This is a genomic window from Halosimplex rarum (genome assembly GCF_047715405.1).
Lineage (GTDB): Archaea > Halobacteriota > Halobacteria > Halobacteriales > Haloarculaceae > Halosimplex > Halosimplex rarum.
Genome location: NZ_CP180412.1, coordinates 362,105 through 377,718, shown reverse-complemented (window position 1 = coordinate 377,718; position 15,614 = coordinate 362,105). Strand labels below are relative to the sequence as shown.

The following is a 15,614-nucleotide window of genomic DNA, read 5'->3' as shown; positions in this document are numbered from 1 at the left end:
CGGACGGTCAGAAGACGCCGAGGCCGAACCCGAGCAGGCCGAGGATGTACAGCGTCCCGACGACGATGATCCCGATGACGACGAGCCGCCAGGCCATAGACAGCAGGAAGCGGCCGATCAGGATGATCGCCGCTAACAGGACGAGTACCGCGAGAATACCGACGGGCGAGGCCAGCGGACCGAGCCCCGACTGGAGTGCCAGCGCACTGAGCATACCAGATACTGGCCTCCCCGTCACCATAAGCTTCCGGGCCCGTTCGACGGGCGTCAGACGCGCGAGAGTGGACGTCCCTCGACGGCGGTCACCTCGTCATTCCTCGTCGGCCGGTTCCGGCGAGAGGTCGCCGGATTCAACCATCGCTTCGAGGGGGTTGTCGTCGACGGTGAGCGGGAGATCGACGCGACCGCGCTTCCGGGATGACTCCCACGCCGCGAAGATCACTTCGGTCACCGAGAGGGCGCGGCGCGCGGAGAACTCCGGTTCGACGCCGTCGCGCAGACAGTCGACGACGTGGTCGATGGCCGGCGGGACCGCCGCGGCGGCGGCGTCAGCGACCAGCGTCTCCCAGTCGCCGCCGTCCTGCCGGACGCGGGCCTGCTCGTCCGCCCAGGGCGTGATCTCGATGACGCCGTCGGTCCCGTGGAGGCGGTGGCGGACGCCCTCGCCGACGCCGCCTTCGCCGTACCCGGTGGTCGCGATGCCCTGAACCCCGCTGTCGTATGCCCACTGGACGAGGCCCTGGTTCTCGTTGTGGGCGCCGTACTTGACGTACTCCTCGCGGTAGTCGATCTGACCGATCACCCACTCGACCGGCGACTCGCCGGCGTACATGTGCGCGAGGTCGATGTGGTGGGTGCCGTTGTCCAGCAGCGTGCTCGTCGACACCTCCACCCGGCGGAGGTCGCCGATCGCCCCGCTCTCCAGGGCGAGTTTCGGCTCGCGCCACACCGGCGAGAACCTGCGCTGGTGGTTGAAGGTGAGCTGGACGTCCCGGCGGCTCGCCTCCTGGGCCATCAGCCGCGCGTCGCCCCACGTCGTCGCCATCGGCTTCTCGCAGTGGACCGCGTCGGGGACGCCGCTGTGGACGCAATCCAGCACGATATCGGCGTGGGTCGGGACGGGCGTGGAGATCGAGACGATGTCGGGGTCGACGACCTCCAGCATCCGCTCGTAGTCCTCGAATATCCCGTCCTCGGGGATCGCGAACTCGTCGGCGAACGCCGCGACGTTCTCGCGGACGATGTCGGCCGCGGCGACGATGTCGCAGTCGTCGCGGTCGCGATACCCCTCGGCGTGCCGGTACGCCATCGCCGCGCTCTCTCCCCAGACCGGGTTGTCGGGCTCCGGTCCGGTCCCGATGAACGCGATGTCGTATGCCATACACTCGCTGTACGGCGATAGCACAAAAGCTTCGGGCTCCCGGCGGGCTGCGCCGGGTGGGAGTGCGACGAACGCGCGCCCGGCCCGTTCCGCGCTCGCGGTCGGCGAGTCACCAGCGAATCGCGCCCGAACCCGTGGACTAAAAGTCCGCCCGCCTGACGGGACGGGTATGGTACGCACTGCCATCAACCTCTACTCGGTCCGAAACCTCGACCTCCCGATGGGTGAGATCCTCGAACGCTGCGCCGCCGCCGGCTACGACGGCGTCCAGTTCTCCGGCAAGTTCGGCGGGCTCTCGCCGGGGGAGATCGCCGACCACCTCGACGACCTCGGGCTGGACGTGACCGCCGCCCACGTCGACCTCGACGCCATGGAAGCGGACGCCGCCAGCGTCGTGGAGAAACACGAGACCATCGGCTCCGACGGCGCGGTCGTCCCGTGGCTCGGCGCCGAGCACTTCGAGACCCGCGAGGCCGCCGAGGAGACGGCCACGCGCCTGGAGAACGTCGCCGCGAACCTCGCCGACCACGACTTCTCGCTGCACTACCACAACCACGACCACGAGTTCGTCGCCTTCGACGACACGAACGGCTACGAGGTGTTCGCCGATTCCTGCAGCCTCCTGCTCGAACCGGACGTGGGCTGGATCGAGACGGCCGGCCACGACCCCGTCGAGTTGCTCGACCGCTACGGCGACCGGGTCGAGATCGTCCACATGAAGGACATGGACGACGGCGACTTCTGCGAGATCGGCGACGGCGACGTGGACATGCAGGCCTGCGCCGACACCGCCCGCGACGTCGGCGCCGAGTGGCTCGTCTACGAGCACGACCAGCCCGACGACCCGGCCGCCTCGATCGACCACGGCGCACAGTTCCTCGCCGACCTCTGAAACAGGCGGCCGCGGCGCTACTCGATATCGCGCTCCGACCGCGGATCCGCGGCCGTCGACTCCGACCCTGGTTCCGACGCCGGCTCTGACACAGACTCCGGCCCTGGCTCTGGGGCCGACTCCCCGTAGACAGTCTCGGCGTCGTCGACCGATTCGGCTTCGAGCAGTCGCTCGACGCGGCGTTCGAACTCCGCGTCGCCGATCTCGCCGTCGGCGTACCGCCGGCGCAGCGTCGCGAGCGCATCGGTCTGCTCGTCGCGCTCCCCCGGGTCCGAACCGGTGGCGCGGCTCTCGTACCACCCCGAGAGCGCGCTCGCGACCGGGAGGACGCCGGCGAACCCGACGACGAAGACGATCCAGAAGTTCGACCAGCCGGCGAGCAAGAGCGCGATCCCGAGTACGAGCGTCGCGCTGACGACGACTGACCCGACGGCGGAGGAGAGGTCCCCCGCCTTCGAATCGCCGTCTGCCTCGAAGACGGCGTGGTCCATCTGGGCACCCGAGAGCGTCGCGTCCGTCAGGTCCGCGCCCACGAGGGTCGCGTGCCCGAGATTCGCGTCGCTGAGATCGGCCCCGGAGAGGTCAGCGCCGTCGAGGTCGGCGTGCCTGAGGTTCGCACCGCTCAGGTCCGCGTCCGAGAGGTCCGCGTCGCTGAGGTCCACGTGACGGAGGTTCGCGTCGCTGAAGTCCGCACCCGAGAGGTCCCGACCGCTGAGATCGTCGCCCTGCTGTGGCATTCCTCCGGAGCTACACGACTGCCCCACAAAAAGGTCGGTCACCTCACGGTACGCCGCGCGCCGGAACGAGTCGTTGCGCCCCGTCTGGATCGCCCTCTCGGACCGGCGGGCCCGCCGCTCCCAGGACGGTCCAGCCGCCGAAATCCGGTCGAGACCGGACGACCAACTGTTAAGGAGACCCTTCCCAATGCGGAGGTATGGATCCGCCGCTCGTTCGCCGATGTCTCGTCGGTGTCGTCGTCGTCTCGCTGCTCGCGAGCGCGGTCGGTGCGAGCGTGGCCGCGGGCCTCTCCGACTCCGAGTCCCGGATTTCGGAGGGGGCACCGAGTGCGACCGGCGGTAGCTTCGCCGCGGACGCGATCGGACCGGAAGCCCCGTCCGAGCGGATCACGAGGTCGGTCACCGACTCGGGCGGGTCGGCTTCGGCGGTCGGGACCGACGACGTGTTCGACGCGGCGGCGAACGTCACGGCCACGCAGGAGCTCCGGCTGACGCCGGAGACGCGGGGCGAGATCACCGTCGTCCAGCGCTACGAGGTGCCCGACCGCGTCGCGGCGCTGAAGCCGCGACTCCCCGAGGACGCGACCGTCACCGAGACGGCGGGCTTCTCGAAGGGTGAGGGGACCACTTACGAGTGGGACGGCAACACCTCGGCGCCGCGGATCACGTTCACGATGGAGGTCAACGAGACGCGGGATGTCACCGGTCCGGAGGGCGCTCGCGGGCGGTACCTCTTCGTCGACGCCGGCGAGTGGGCACTGTTCCGGAAGCCGTCGATCCCGATCAGCTGGTCCTGGCGCGGGCCCGAACCGGTCGGGATCACCCGCGACTCGACCACCGCCGGGCCGGGCCACGTCGGCGAGTGGATCGCCTACATGGGGACTGTCGAGACCCACGAGCGCCGGGCCCACGGCCAGCGCTTCCGCCTCGTCGTCCCCGACCGCGCGGCGCTCGCCGAGTCGCCCGACGCGATCCTCGACACGCTCGCCGCCTCCGCGGACCAGTTGCGAGTCGGCGACCGCGACGACGAGGTGGTCGCGTTCGCGGCGCCGACGACGACTGTCCAGTGGGGCGTGCGGGGCCTGCAGTACGGCGACAGCGACATGTGGGTCCGCGACGCCGAACCGCTCGCGACCGCCGAGAACACCTGGATCCACGAGTACGTCCACACCCGCCAGGACTTCGACACGGACCCCTCGGCGAAGTGGACGACCGAGGCGTTCGCCACGTACTACGCCGCCCTGCTGGCGATGGATCAAGGTCACGTGGACTACGGAGCCGTCCGCGACGTGCTCCGGCAGGGCACCCACCGCCCGCAGTCCGACGCCGTCCTCACCGACCCGTCGACGTGGGCCAACGCCGCTAACTACCTGAAAGGGGCCCTCGTCGCCGCTGACACCGACCGGCGGATCCGCCTGGCGACCGACCAGTCGCGGTCGCTCCAGGCGGTCTTCTCGGCGATGAACGCCAACCCCGGTCCGGTCGACCACCGGACCGTCTTCGAGACGGTCGGGACCGTCGGCGGCGCCGACGTCCGGCGCGCCGCGGTCACCTACGCGAGAACCGAACGCGCTCCCGACCTGTGGACGAACGCCGCCCACCGCGAGGCGTTCGGATCGACGCCGGCCCGGGTCGAGATCGGGCTGGCCGACGACCCGGACGCCGTGGCCGTCGGCGGACCCTACCGCAACGCCAGCCTGGAGGGGTCGGATCTGACGCTGTTCGCCGGCGAGACGCTGCGGCTCACCGGCGCAGTGGAGAACACCGGCGACGCGACCGCCGAGTACGAGGCGCGGTTCGCCGTCGACGAGCGGGTCGTCGCGGCCGAATCGGGGACGATCCGGCCGGGCGAGCGGGCGACTCACGCGTTCGAACGGACCTTCGCCGAACCCGGCGAGCACACGCTCGCCGTGGGGAGCGACGAGGTGGCCGTCGAGGTGCACGAGCCCGCGTCGACGACCGTGACCGCGCTCTCGGCGAACCGAACCGCCCTCTCGGCGCCCGGCGCGGTGGCGTTCACGGTCACGGTCAGCAACACGTACGACGTCCCCGCACGCGGCAACGTCACCGTCCGCAGTCCCGACGGAGCGATCATCGACCGGCGGGTCGCGCTCGGCCCCCGTGAGAACCGGACCGTCTCGGGCGTCGCCCGCCTCGCCCGCGGCGAGTACGACTTCACCGTCGGCGACGCCGACACCCTCACCGTGACCGTCGGGCAGGGCGGCGACGGCAGTCAGGACGGAAGCGGAGACGGCGGGAACGGCGGTAGCACCGGATTCGGCCCCGGGTTCGGCCCGCTGACCGCGCTGGTCGCCGTCCTCGTCGCGCTCGCGCTGCTCGATCGGCGACGCGACTGAGCCGCGACAAAGAGCGGGGCGAACGAGCGTGCGAACGGCACAGCCGCGACGCGGACCGGATGCGGTTATTTCTCGTCGGATTCGACCGCGTCAGACCCGACCGCTTCGAGCAGCGTCAGCGTCCTATCGACCAGCGCGTCGGGTTCGCGGGCGAGCACGAAGACCAGCGGTTCGTCGCCGTACGCGCCGCGGTTCACGAGCGCCGACGGCGTCCCCTCGACGGAGGCAAACGTCGTCTCGACCCCTCGCTCGACGGAGCGCTCCCGGGAGTCCTCCGACGCGTCTCCGGTGTCGAACTCGGCGACGGGGCCGTCGAGTTCGTCCAGTGCGGCCGCGACCGCGTCGTCGTGGCGGCAGTTCGCCGCGAACCGGAGCGCGGGCTCGCGCTCGCGGGCCGCGAGCAGCAGGCGAGCGACGTGGGTCGACGCGCCGAAGCGGACCCCGCGGTTCGGGTGGGCGCCCGACAGCGTCTCGGCGATCCGCCCCTCGACGGCGGCCGTCTCGTCCGGTCGCTCGGCGTACGGCGTCGCGCCGGCGACGTTGAGACCGACCTCGGGCACCAGCGGCCCGACGTTCCGGTCGACGAACGACTGCACGACGCCCTCGACGGCCTCCGCGGTCGCGTCGCGGGCGGCACGGTCACGCAGTTCGACCGAGTGGTGGACGGCGCCGGGCCCCTCGCCGACGTCGAGATTGTAGCGGACGGCGCGCGCGAGCAGGTCGATGCCCGCGCCGACCGCGTCGACGAGGTCGTCGCCGTGGGCGAGGCGAGCGGCGATCGCCGAGGAGAGCGTACAGCCGGAGCCGTGGGTGGCGTCGGTGTCGACCCGCGGGTGGCGGAACGTCTCGACGCTGTCGCCGGTGACGAGTACGTCGACCACGGTCTCGCCCGGGACGTGCCCGCCTTTGACCAGGGCGGCGTCGACGCCCAGGTCGACCAGTCGCTCGCCGGCCTCGCGGGCCTCGGCCTCGCTCTCGGGCGTCACGCCGGCGAGGACCGCCGCCTCGTCGGCGTTGGGGGTGACCAGCGTCGCCTCCGCGATCAGGTCCTCGTAGGCGGATTCGGCCTCGCTGGCGAGCAAGCGGTCGCCCGACGCGGCGACCATCACCGGATCGACGACAGCGGGCGCGTCCACGTCGCGGATCCGCTCGGTGACGAGGTCGACCACCTCGACGGTGGCGAGCATGCCCGTCTTGACGGCGCCGACGTCGAAGTCGGAACAGACGGCCTCGCACTGGGCGTCGATCTCCTCGGTGGGGAGGACGTGCGTGCGCTCGACGCCCGTCGTGTTCTGCGCGGTGACGCTCGTGATCGCGGTCGTGCCGAACGCGCCGCAGGCCTCTATCGTCTTCAGGTCGGCCTGGATGCCGGCGCCGCCGCCGGAGTCGCTCCCGGCGACCGCGAGGACGACCGGCGGCGAGATCGGCGCTTCCTGTCGTGTCATGTGCGGGTGTTTCCCCGCCGACACCAAAGCGGTGGCGAGAGGCGCCGGTCCGGGGTACGTTCCACGCAGACAGGTGGTAACTACACACAAACGCCTGCCGACCGTGTGTCCGGACATGGAACTGGAACTTGCGCAGGTCGAGGAGTACCTCCACGAGTTCGACTACCCGGTCGACCGCGACGAACTGGCCGCCGCCTGTGAGGACGTGACGGTCCAACTGGCCGAAGGAGAGCGCGACCTCGGCGACCTGTTCGCCGACTCCACCGCCGACGGCTTCGGGTCGGCGGACGACGCCTACACCGCCGTCCAGAACGACCTCCCGCGAGAGGCAGTCGGCGAGCCTTACCAGTCCGAGGGCGAGGGATAGCGAGTCGGCACGCGGAGCGTCCCAGCCGCGCCGTCACGGGACCGAGTACACTGGAGAGACGACCGTCAGCGGTACGGTGAAGACCAGGACGTACCAGAGCGCCCCTCCGAGGAGCAGCGCGTACGCCGACGCGCCGTACCCGGTCGGGTCCCAGTCGACCCCGGCCCGCGGGAGCGCGACCGCGGCGACGGGGAGCGCGTCGGTCGTGACCGGGATCAGCGAGCGTAGGCGTCGAACGGGTTGTCGTGGGTCAGCCGGCGGATCGTCCGCTCCTCGAAGTCCGCCTCGCGGAGTCGCGGCAGGAACTCGTCGGTGAAGTAGGTGTAGGGTCGCTGCTCCCCGCCACCGGGTTCCGACGGGTCGTACCAGCCGCGGTCCTGGCTCAGGAGAATCTGCTCGGTGTGACCGGCGTCGCGGAGTCCCCGGATCCAGTCGACGTAGTCGGCGTCCGCCTGGTCGTCGCCGCCGATCCAGTCGAGTTCGACGTAGGCGCCCCGCTCGGCGACCTCGCGGTGGTACCGCTCGTCGGCAGCCTGCGCGTGGATCCAGATGAACCGCTCGGCGCTGTAGCCGACCTCCTCGATCACGTCTAGTTGCCGGTTGACCACCTCGCCGTGGAGCGTGTGGCTCCCGATGGCCGCACCCGTCCGATCGCCGGCCCGAGCGGCCGCTCTGAGGATCGTCTCCTCGTCCGGGGAGAGGCCGGTCGGATCGTCGTCGTCGGTGCTGACCTTGATCCACGCCGCGGTGACGCCGGTGTCCCCGACCCCGTCGGTGAGTTCGCCGACCAGCCACTCCGTCAGTTCGTCCTCGCTCGCGTCGCGAGCCCACTGGGGGATCGACGGCTCCTGATAGATCCCCGTCGGGACGACGACGGGGAAGTCGGTGGCCTCCGAGACGGCCAGGTCGACGTCGACGCGGCGGCCCACGCCCTCCGGCGTGGCCTCGACGAGTGCGGTCACGCCGGCGTCGCGGGCGCGCTCCACCTCCGGCGCCATCACCTCGACGACCGCTTCGGGGTCCGCGTCGCGCCAGTTCGCCTCCTCCGCGGGCCCGAGGTCGACGAAGACGTGCTCGTGCGGCAGTATCAGCCCGAGGTCGCCGCGGTCGAGCGATCCCCGCGTCGTGTGGAGTTCCATGCGTGTCGGCACGAGAGCGAGGACCGTAACACCTCTCACACCGACGAGCGCGACCCGTCTCCGCGCCGCGACGACACCTTATACAATAATGAGGGTGTGTATTGCACCCATGGTAAAGCTTAACTCATTCACCGACAGCAGTTAGAGCGAACGATACGATGTCCGAGACGCAGCGGCGACCGGAAGGCGCGACGGATCGATGCGGGACCTTCGAGACCATCGACGGCGATCTGGTGCTCTACGACCGGCAGAACACCGAGGCCTGGATCCAGGCCAGTTACGCCATCGACTTCGAGGACGTACGCGCGTACGGACCGACAAAGTAAGCCCAGCGGCGACTGCGCTCACTTCTCACCCGACGGTGTTGGGCGTCGCCCCGGGGTCACCCGACGGTGATCAGCGTCACGCCGGCGATCGCGAACGCCGCGGCGACGAGTCGCACCCTGAAGGCGTCTTCGCCGAGGATCACGCCGCCGAGCAGGACGGCGATGACCGCCTGCGTGTTGATGATCGGCGAGGCGAGGCTGGCCGACAGCGTCGAGAACGCCAGCATCACGAAGTGCTCGCCGACGGCGATCAGGAGCCCGACGCCCGCGAACAGGTGCAGGTCCTCCCGGACGCCGTCGGGTAGCCGCCGGGCGGCCAGCGGCGCGAGCGCGAGCGGTACGACCACGAAGAGCACGAGATTGAACGTCTCCGGCGGCACCTGCAGCTCCTGCATCAGGACGCGCTTGCCGACGTCGACCACGCCGAAGATGGCGGCGCTGGCGAGCGCGAGCTGCGCCGGCCGCGAGTGGGCGGCCCGGACGAACGGGTCGATCAGTTTCCCGGGCTCGTAGTTGGCGACGTACACCGCGGCGGTCGCGACCAGGACGCCGAAGATCTGGACGGCCGAGAGGTGCTCGTGCAGGAAGACCAGTTCGATGGGGAGGACGAAGACGGCGACGAGCTTGCTGATCGGCGCGACGTAGGACACGTCGCCGACGGCGATCGCGCGGAACGAGGCGAGGAAGGCCAGGATCGACCCGCCGACCGTGAGGACGAACATGCCGACGCCGAGGGCGCCGAACCCCTCGGGGAGGAACGGGCCGTCGCTCGCTACAGCGGCGATCGGCAGGTACCACACGAGCGACGCGGCGAACGTCAGCGCGACGTACACCGTCGACGGGTAGTCGCTGAAGTAGCGCTTGATACAGAACAGGTAGACGCCGAGGACGAGCGCCGCGAGACCGGCGTACACCAGTCCGGGTTCCGGGCCGAACACGGCGGAGGATTCCCCCGAGGGACCAAGAGCGTTCCCTTCCGCGGCAGGTTACGACAGCCAGACGACACCGGGCGAGTCTACACCCAGGGGACGCCGACGGCGGAGAAGACGCCGAGCCCGAGCGGGCCGAGGACGGTGAAGACGACGACGAGCGTGAGCCAGGCGACGACCGCGATACCGAGCGCCTCGACCCAGCCGCCCGAGTAGGCCACGTTCAGCACGGCGAGGTACGCGACGAACGTCAGCACCGGGCCGAGCAGCGGGATCCAGCCGAAGAACGTGCCGACGACCGCCCAGACGACAGACCCGATGATCGCCGCGGTGACGGCCTTCTCGAAGCTCCCGCCGTCCGCGATCAGTTCGGCGCCGACGTAGATGCCGAACCCACCGACCAGTGCCCCGACGAGGAACGTGACGAAGGCCGTGACGAGTCCCATAGTCGAGGTCAGAACTCGACACCCCAAAAAGGTAAGCGGTCGGCGACGCGGTCACCCGGCGTCGGTCCGGCTCAGAGCCAGGGGATGCCGCCGTAGCGCAGGTACACCATGTCGAGGATCAGGAGGAGCTGGAAGACGCCCTGGACGCCGCCGAGCATCGCGTTCTGCTTCCCGATGGCGGCGATGACCGACGGGTCGGGCTCCGCTGATATCATCTCCAGGTACATCCGCACTTCGCCGGGCATCAGGAAGCCGAAGCCCTGCACCGAGAGGATCGTGACGATGGCCAGCGCGACGACGACGGCCGGTTCGGTCATCTGGAACTGGCCGATCGTGAGCGCGACCCACGCGAGCGAGCCGACCGTGACGACGGCGAATACGGCCTGCCAGCGCCGGTCGCCGTAGCAGTTCAGCCGCCAGCCGATCAGCAGCGAGACGGGGATCAGATTCGCGGCCGTGAACAGCGCCAGCCACGGCTCGGCGTGGGGGAACATGCCGACCTTCTGGGCGAGCGTGAGCCCGCTCGCGATCGTCACCGTGGCGAGCGACGGCAGGAGAAACGCGGTCTTGGGCGTCAGCCGCTGGAAGACCGCGGCGCTCTGCTCGTCGTCGAGGCCGCCGACGACCGGCCCGAGGACCGCGCCGATGAAGATGTCGATGCCCGTCCAGAGGACGCCCGCCATGACGTGAACGTAGGTGTGTCCCTGGAGCGATGCGACCGTCAGCGCGTAGCCCAGCGCGGCGAGCGGAACGAAGACCACCGCCACCGCGAACGCCGGATTGGCCCGCCGGCCCAGCCCGCCGACCGTCCCTCTGATAGTCGTCGTCGACATACGCGTCAAAATGCCGAATACTCGTGATAAAAGTACTCCTCCCGGACGTTTCGTCGGGTTTCGCCCGTCCGATCCCCGCCGGGCCGCCGTCCGTCGCGTGCCTTTTCCGCGTCCGGTCGCTAGCGCCGTCCATGAGCGACGCCGAGACCGCCGAACGCATCGGGATCTACTCCGACTACGTCTGTCCGTTCTGTTACCTGGGCCGCGAGTCCCTCTCGCAGTACCAGGACGAGCGCGACGAGGAACTGGCGATCGACTGGCACCCCTTCGACCTGCGGGCGGGCAAGCGCAACCCCGACGGGTCGATCGACCACTCGGTCGACGACGGCAAAGACGAGGAGTACTTCGAGCAGGCGAAGGAGAACGTCGAGCGCTTACAGGAGGAGTACGGCGTCGAGATGAGCCTCGACCTGTCGCGAGACGTGGACTCGCTGCCGGCGCAGGTCGCCTCCTTCTACGTCAAAGAGCACTACCCCTACGAGCAGTGGCTCGCGTTCGACGTGGCGATCTTCGAGGCGCTCTGGCAGGACGAGCGCGACATCGGCGACGCGGACGTGCTCGCCGACCTGGCGGAGGAAGCCGACCTCGACCCCGAGGAGATCCGTGCCGCCGTCGACGACGAGGAATGGCGCAGCGAGGTCGAACGGCGGTTCGACGCGGCTCGCCAGCAGGGCGTCACCGGTGTGCCGACGTTCGTCTACGACGAGCACGCGGCACGCGGCGCCGTCCCGCCGGAGCACATCGAGCGGCTGGTCGAAGGCTCCTGATCGGGGCCGCGCGCCGACCCACACTTCTTCCCGTTGGCGGACCCACGACAGGGTAATGACCGTCAGGAAACACGCGTCGAAGCACGACCGCATCGCCGACCTGCCGCTAGTGACGGAGTCGGCGACGGTCGTCGCGACTGAGGACCTCGACCGCGACCGGACCGAGGAAGTCCGGGAAGCGGTCGACCACTGGTTCGAGGAGGCGGGCCTGGCCGACCGCTACGAGACCGTCTCCGACTACGACGACTGGGAGACGCTCGTCCGCGAGCTCCGCGCGGACGGCTATCACGGCTTCGCGCGGCGCTGCGGGGCGCTCATGGAGCGCTACGAGCGGCCCTATCCGATGCTCACCAGGATCGAGTTCGAGCCCGACGAGCCCTTCGAGTACCTCGCCGGCCAGTACGTCGGCCTGCGCTACTGCGGCAACTCCCGGGCGTACTCGCTGGCGAGTTCGCCCACCCGCGACACGGTCGAGATCTGCGTCCGCCGCGTCCCCGGCGGCGACCTGTCCCCGCAGCTCTGCCGGGACCTCTCGGTGGGCGACAGGGTGACGATGCGCGGGCCGCGCGGCGAGTTAGTCCTCGACGACCCCTCGCGGCGCGACCTGGTCTTCCTCGCGACCGGGACCGGCGTCGCGCCGTTCAAAGGCATGGTCGACTACGTCTTCGAGACGGGACTCGACGAGGTGCAGGGCGAACAGCGGGACGTGTGGGTCTTCCTCGGGGCCGCCTGGGAGGACGACCTGCCCTACCGCGAGGCGTTCCGGGAGTACGCCGCCGAGCGCGACAACTTCCACTTCGTCCCGTGTCTGAGTCGCGAGTCCTATCTCTCGAAGTGGCCCGGCGAGACCGACTACGTGCAGCACGCGTTCGTGAAACACGTCGACGAATCAGCCGTGACGGCGCCGCTCGGCCGCGAACTGGAGCGGTGGCTCGGCGAGTCGCCCGACTCCGGCGTCGACGCGCGCATCGACCCGGGCAACGCCGAGGTGTACGCCTGCGGGCTGAACGCGATGGTCCACAGCCTCGTCGACGCCGCCGAGTCCGTCGGCGTCCCCGACGACCGCATCGACGCCGAGGGGTTCGGGTAGTCTGATCGGAACGACGGGCGAGCAGCGCACCGGCGCGTCGACCGAAACATTCCTGTGAACGAAGCGAGACGTACCGATATGGTCACCGCCTTCTCCCGGACCCCGAGCGAGCGGGTCCGACGCGTCGACGTGTTCGCGTACGTCGTCGGTCTTATGGGCCTCGTGTACGTCGGCGACTTCGCGCTGGCGGGGCTCGCGGGCACCGCGACGACGACTGCGGCAGGGCTGGCGGCTGTCGGCGGGTTCGCGCTCGCCAGCGCCGTCTGGATGCACCGCAATCCGGATTCCCTCCACGACGGAGCCGAACCGGCGCCCGCCTATCTGTACGTTCTGCCGGTCGTCTCGACCGGTGCGTTCCTCGTGCTGGCCGCGAACTGGGTCGCGCAGCTCGTCTAGCCGCCGGGGGGCCGCGGTTTCCGACTCGGAAACCGTGTGGACCCTTTTATAAGCCCGCCGGGAATAGCGGCGAGTGATGAGCGCGGGCCAGGATCCCGAGGAGTCGGGGGTGATCTCGTTGCTGGACGACGAGTACGCCCGCGCGATCCTGGTCGAGTCGAGCCGGGAGCCGCTGTCGGCCTCGGCGCTCGCCGAGCGCTGTGACGCCTCGGAGCCGACGATCTATCGCCGCATCGAACAGTTACGGGACCACGACCTCGTCGTCGAACAGCAGCAGCTGGACCCCGACGGCCACCACTACAAGACCTACCAGACGCGGGTCGAGCGCGTCACCGTCGAGATCGAGGACGGCGAGTACTCGATCGACGTGTCGCGCCGCGAAGTGGACGCCGCCGACCGGTTCACGCGCCTGTTCGAGGGACTGACCGAACCATGACAATAACTACCACCCTCGCCTCGATGCCCACACAGGTCTCCGCCACCGGCGGGTCCGCCGTCGTCGCCGCCCTGGCCCTGTTCGGTCTCGCGGTGGCTGCCGGGCTCTCGGTCCTGATCGCCTACGAAGCGCTGAAAGGGTATCGGGGAACCCGCGATCGCGCGATGCTGTTCCTCGCGGTCGGCATCGTCCTCCTGACCGGCGGGCCCATCGCCCTCCGCATCCTGCTCCCGACGTTCACGGAGACGCCCGAGTCCCTCCGACTCCTCTCGACGACCGTCAGCGAACTGCTCGGGCTCGGGTGCATCCTCTACGCCATCTACGGACAACCATGATCGACCCCACGCGACACACCGCCGACGCGACCGAGTCGACCGCCGCCCGCCCGGAGGTGGGCCGATGAGCGCTGCCTCTGTCGCCGTCGCTCTGGCACTGGCATTCGCGGAGACGGGCCGGCCGCTCCAGACCGTCGTCGACGTCACGCCGGCGACGCTCGCGGGGGCCCTGACGGCCGTCGTCGGGCTGTTCGTCTCCTACCAGGCGTTCCGCGGCTACCGCCGGAACGACAGCCGCCCGATGCTGTTCCTCGGCCTCGGCATCTTCCTCGTGACCGCGCTCCCGTTCGTCGTCACCACGGCGCTCGCCGGACCGCTGGGTACCAGCGACGCCGCGGCCGTCCTCGCCTGGACGATCCTGGAGATCCTGGGCCTCGGGTCGATCCTCTACGCGTTGACGGGCGCGTGATCGACCATCGCAGTCGGCAGTTTTCGATAGACTCACTGTTACCTGTCTGCACTATCACCAATCGTTTTAGTACACCCGCGGCCGAGAAGCCCACAATGAGCCAACGGGTTTCGCTCCCACGGGTCTCCGGTGGCCCGCGCGCCTTACTCTGGCGGTTCTTCCGGGTCACCCTCCGCCTCCAGACGTACGCGAACTTGCTGTACCTCTCTGCGCTGTTCCCGCTCGGGCTGATCTACTTCGTCGGCTTCACCGTCGGGTTCAGCCTCGGCATCGGACTGTCGATACTCCTCGTCGGCATCGCCCTGCTCGTCGCGCTGGTGTACCTCACCCGCGAACTAACCGCGCTCGAACGGTGGATCGCCGATCGAGCCCTCGTCGTTGACGTGCCAGCCGTCGACGCCGATACCACCGAACCGCCGCTCTCCGACCCCATCGCCCACCTCAAATACGTCTTCACCAGCCTCTCGACGTGGAAGGGGCTGGTCTACCTCGTGAGCAAGCTCGCGCTCGGTATCGGGGCGTTCACCCTCCTCGTCTCGCTGGGCGCGATATCGCTGTCGCTGCTGTTCGTCCCGCTGTACTACGAGGACGTCAACGTGGGAGTCCACCCCGTTTCCGGTGAGGTGAGCGCACAGCCCTCGATCGAGTTCGCGCTCCAGACCTGGCAGGTCGGCCTGACGATCCCCTTCCGGGTGACGACGTGGTACGTCACGACGCTCCCGGAGGCCCTCGCGGTCTCGGGACTCGGCGTGCTCGCGGTGATACTCTCGCTCCACGTCTGCAACTTCGCCGCGCGGATCGCCGGCTGGTACGCGTCCCTGTTGCTCGGCGGGACCGACCGGTCGACGGTCCGTCGGATTCTGGACGTGTAACTCGCCGCTCCGGCTCAGTTCTCGCCACTGACGAACGCCTGGACCTCGTCGACGCTCGGGACCTCCCCTTCGCGCGTCGCGACGAGTTCGCCGTCGACGAACAGCATGAGTTTGGGGACGCTGCGCACGTCGTACTCGTCGACGAGGACGGGGTCGTCGCGCGGGTTCATCGTCGCGACGACCGCGTCGGTGGTCCGGGCGACGGCGCTCAGGACCGGCTCCATCGCTTTGCACTTGCCGCAGCCCTCCGTGTGGAACTCGACGAGGACGCGGTCGTGGTCGGCCACGAGTTCGTCGAGGTCGTCGCGATTCGACAGCGAAACCGGGCGGTCGTGTGTCGCAGCCATACCGGATCCACGGTCCCGAGACGTGTAAGCGTCGCGCCGGTCGTCCGGACAGCGGCCGCGCCGGTCGCGGGACGCGGACCCGATGGATATAACCCGGACGGTCCGCTGTC

The 15,614-nt window shown here is 69.7% G+C and carries 20 protein-coding genes; 11 read left to right on the top strand and 9 right to left on the bottom strand.

Annotated features, from left to right (window positions below):
• Positions 1–7: 7 nt before the first annotated feature.
• Positions 8–214: a hypothetical protein gene (locus ACMGFH_RS01815; RefSeq protein ID WP_415381066.1), complete on the bottom strand. Its 207-nt coding sequence runs from the start codon at positions 212–214 to the stop codon at positions 8–10.
• A 96-nt stretch (positions 215–310) separates the two neighbouring features.
• Positions 311–1,381 (bottom strand): Gfo/Idh/MocA family protein, encoded by a 1,071-nt coding sequence (locus ACMGFH_RS01810; RefSeq protein ID WP_415381065.1) that lies wholly within the window; start codon positions 1,379–1,381, stop codon positions 311–313.
• Positions 1,382–1,550: 169 nt separating this feature from the next.
• On the opposite strand from ACMGFH_RS01810, the gene ACMGFH_RS01805 reads away from it, so the two are divergent.
• Positions 1,551–2,273, top strand: coding sequence for a sugar phosphate isomerase/epimerase family protein (locus tag ACMGFH_RS01805; RefSeq protein WP_415381064.1), 723 nt, complete (start codon positions 1,551–1,553; stop codon positions 2,271–2,273).
• Positions 2,274–2,290: 17 nt separating this feature from the next.
• On the opposite strand, the gene ACMGFH_RS01800 is transcribed toward ACMGFH_RS01805, so the two are convergent.
• A complete protein-coding gene (locus ACMGFH_RS01800) occupies positions 2,291–3,010 on the bottom strand; it encodes a pentapeptide repeat-containing protein (protein ID WP_415381063.1) in 720 nt (239 codons plus the stop codon).
• Positions 3,011–3,207: 197 nt separating this feature from the next.
• On the opposite strand from ACMGFH_RS01800, the gene ACMGFH_RS01795 reads away from it, so the two are divergent.
• Positions 3,208–5,367: a hypothetical protein gene (locus ACMGFH_RS01795; protein ID WP_415381062.1), complete on the top strand. Its 2,160-nt coding sequence runs from the start codon at positions 3,208–3,210 to the stop codon at positions 5,365–5,367.
• 65 nt (positions 5,368–5,432) lie between these two features.
• Here the strand turns inward: ACMGFH_RS01795 and thiD are convergent, their stop codons facing one another.
• Complete coding sequence (gene thiD / locus ACMGFH_RS01790) at positions 5,433–6,812, bottom strand: bifunctional hydroxymethylpyrimidine kinase/phosphomethylpyrimidine kinase (protein ID WP_415381061.1); 1,380 nt, start codon at positions 6,810–6,812, stop codon at positions 5,433–5,435.
• 115 nt (positions 6,813–6,927) lie between these two features.
• Here thiD and ACMGFH_RS01785 point away from each other — a divergent pair, with 115 nt between their 5' ends.
• Positions 6,928–7,179: a hypothetical protein gene (locus tag ACMGFH_RS01785; RefSeq protein ID WP_415381060.1), complete on the top strand. Its 252-nt coding sequence runs from the start codon at positions 6,928–6,930 to the stop codon at positions 7,177–7,179.
• A gap of 215 nt (positions 7,180–7,394) precedes the next feature.
• Here ACMGFH_RS01785 and ACMGFH_RS01780 read toward each other — a convergent pair whose 3' ends face one another.
• Complete coding sequence (locus tag ACMGFH_RS01780) at positions 7,395–8,318, bottom strand: phosphotriesterase (protein WP_415381059.1); 924 nt, start codon at positions 8,316–8,318, stop codon at positions 7,395–7,397.
• Between the two features lie 158 nt (positions 8,319–8,476).
• Between ACMGFH_RS01780 and ACMGFH_RS01775 the strand changes: the two genes are divergently transcribed.
• The gene (locus ACMGFH_RS01775) at positions 8,477–8,644 is read left to right on the top strand and encodes a hypothetical protein (RefSeq protein ID WP_415381058.1); all 168 of its coding nucleotides are present in this window, start codon (positions 8,477–8,479) and stop codon (positions 8,642–8,644) included.
• Between the two features lie 56 nt (positions 8,645–8,700).
• On the opposite strand, the gene ACMGFH_RS01770 is transcribed toward ACMGFH_RS01775, so the two are convergent.
• The 3 genes from ACMGFH_RS01770 to ACMGFH_RS01760 form a co-directional block, all read right to left on the bottom strand.
• On the bottom strand, positions 8,701–9,582 hold the full coding sequence (locus ACMGFH_RS01770; protein WP_415381057.1) for an EamA family transporter: 882 nt from the start codon (positions 9,580–9,582) through the stop codon (positions 8,701–8,703).
• Between the two features lie 77 nt (positions 9,583–9,659).
• Complete coding sequence (locus tag ACMGFH_RS01765; RefSeq protein ID WP_415381056.1) at positions 9,660–10,019, bottom strand: hypothetical protein; 360 nt, start codon at positions 10,017–10,019, stop codon at positions 9,660–9,662.
• A 71-nt stretch (positions 10,020–10,090) separates the two neighbouring features.
• Positions 10,091–10,816: a hypothetical protein gene (locus ACMGFH_RS01760; protein WP_415383297.1), complete on the bottom strand. Its 726-nt coding sequence runs from the start codon at positions 10,814–10,816 to the stop codon at positions 10,091–10,093.
• Between the two features lie 167 nt (positions 10,817–10,983).
• Here ACMGFH_RS01760 and ACMGFH_RS01755 point away from each other — a divergent pair, with 167 nt between their 5' ends.
• From ACMGFH_RS01755 to ACMGFH_RS01725, 7 genes are all read left to right on the top strand, one after another.
• Positions 10,984–11,619: a DsbA family oxidoreductase gene (locus tag ACMGFH_RS01755; RefSeq protein ID WP_415381055.1), complete on the top strand. Its 636-nt coding sequence runs from the start codon at positions 10,984–10,986 to the stop codon at positions 11,617–11,619.
• A gap of 55 nt (positions 11,620–11,674) precedes the next feature.
• On the top strand, positions 11,675–12,709 hold the full coding sequence (locus tag ACMGFH_RS01750; RefSeq protein WP_415381054.1) for a ferredoxin--NADP reductase: 1,035 nt from the start codon (positions 11,675–11,677) through the stop codon (positions 12,707–12,709).
• Between the two features lie 78 nt (positions 12,710–12,787).
• On the top strand, positions 12,788–13,105 hold the full coding sequence (locus ACMGFH_RS01745) for a hypothetical protein (RefSeq protein ID WP_415381053.1): 318 nt from the start codon (positions 12,788–12,790) through the stop codon (positions 13,103–13,105).
• A 76-nt stretch (positions 13,106–13,181) separates the two neighbouring features.
• The gene (locus ACMGFH_RS01740; RefSeq protein WP_415381052.1) at positions 13,182–13,541 is read left to right on the top strand and encodes a helix-turn-helix domain-containing protein; all 360 of its coding nucleotides are present in this window, start codon (positions 13,182–13,184) and stop codon (positions 13,539–13,541) included.
• Positions 13,538–13,876, top strand: a complete 339-nt coding sequence (locus ACMGFH_RS01735) for a hypothetical protein (protein ID WP_415381051.1) — start codon at positions 13,538–13,540, stop codon at positions 13,874–13,876. Before ACMGFH_RS01740 ends, ACMGFH_RS01735 begins: the two co-directional genes overlap by 4 nt.
• Positions 13,877–13,940: 64 nt before the next feature.
• Positions 13,941–14,285: a hypothetical protein gene (locus ACMGFH_RS01730; RefSeq protein ID WP_415381050.1), complete on the top strand. Its 345-nt coding sequence runs from the start codon at positions 13,941–13,943 to the stop codon at positions 14,283–14,285.
• Between the two features lie 95 nt (positions 14,286–14,380).
• Positions 14,381–15,157, top strand: coding sequence for a sensor domain-containing protein (locus tag ACMGFH_RS01725; RefSeq protein ID WP_415381049.1), 777 nt, complete (start codon positions 14,381–14,383; stop codon positions 15,155–15,157).
• Between the two features lie 14 nt (positions 15,158–15,171).
• Here ACMGFH_RS01725 and ACMGFH_RS01720 read toward each other — a convergent pair whose 3' ends face one another.
• Positions 15,172–15,504, bottom strand: coding sequence for a thioredoxin family protein (locus ACMGFH_RS01720; protein WP_415381048.1), 333 nt, complete (start codon positions 15,502–15,504; stop codon positions 15,172–15,174).
• Positions 15,505–15,614: the final 110 nt, after the last annotated feature.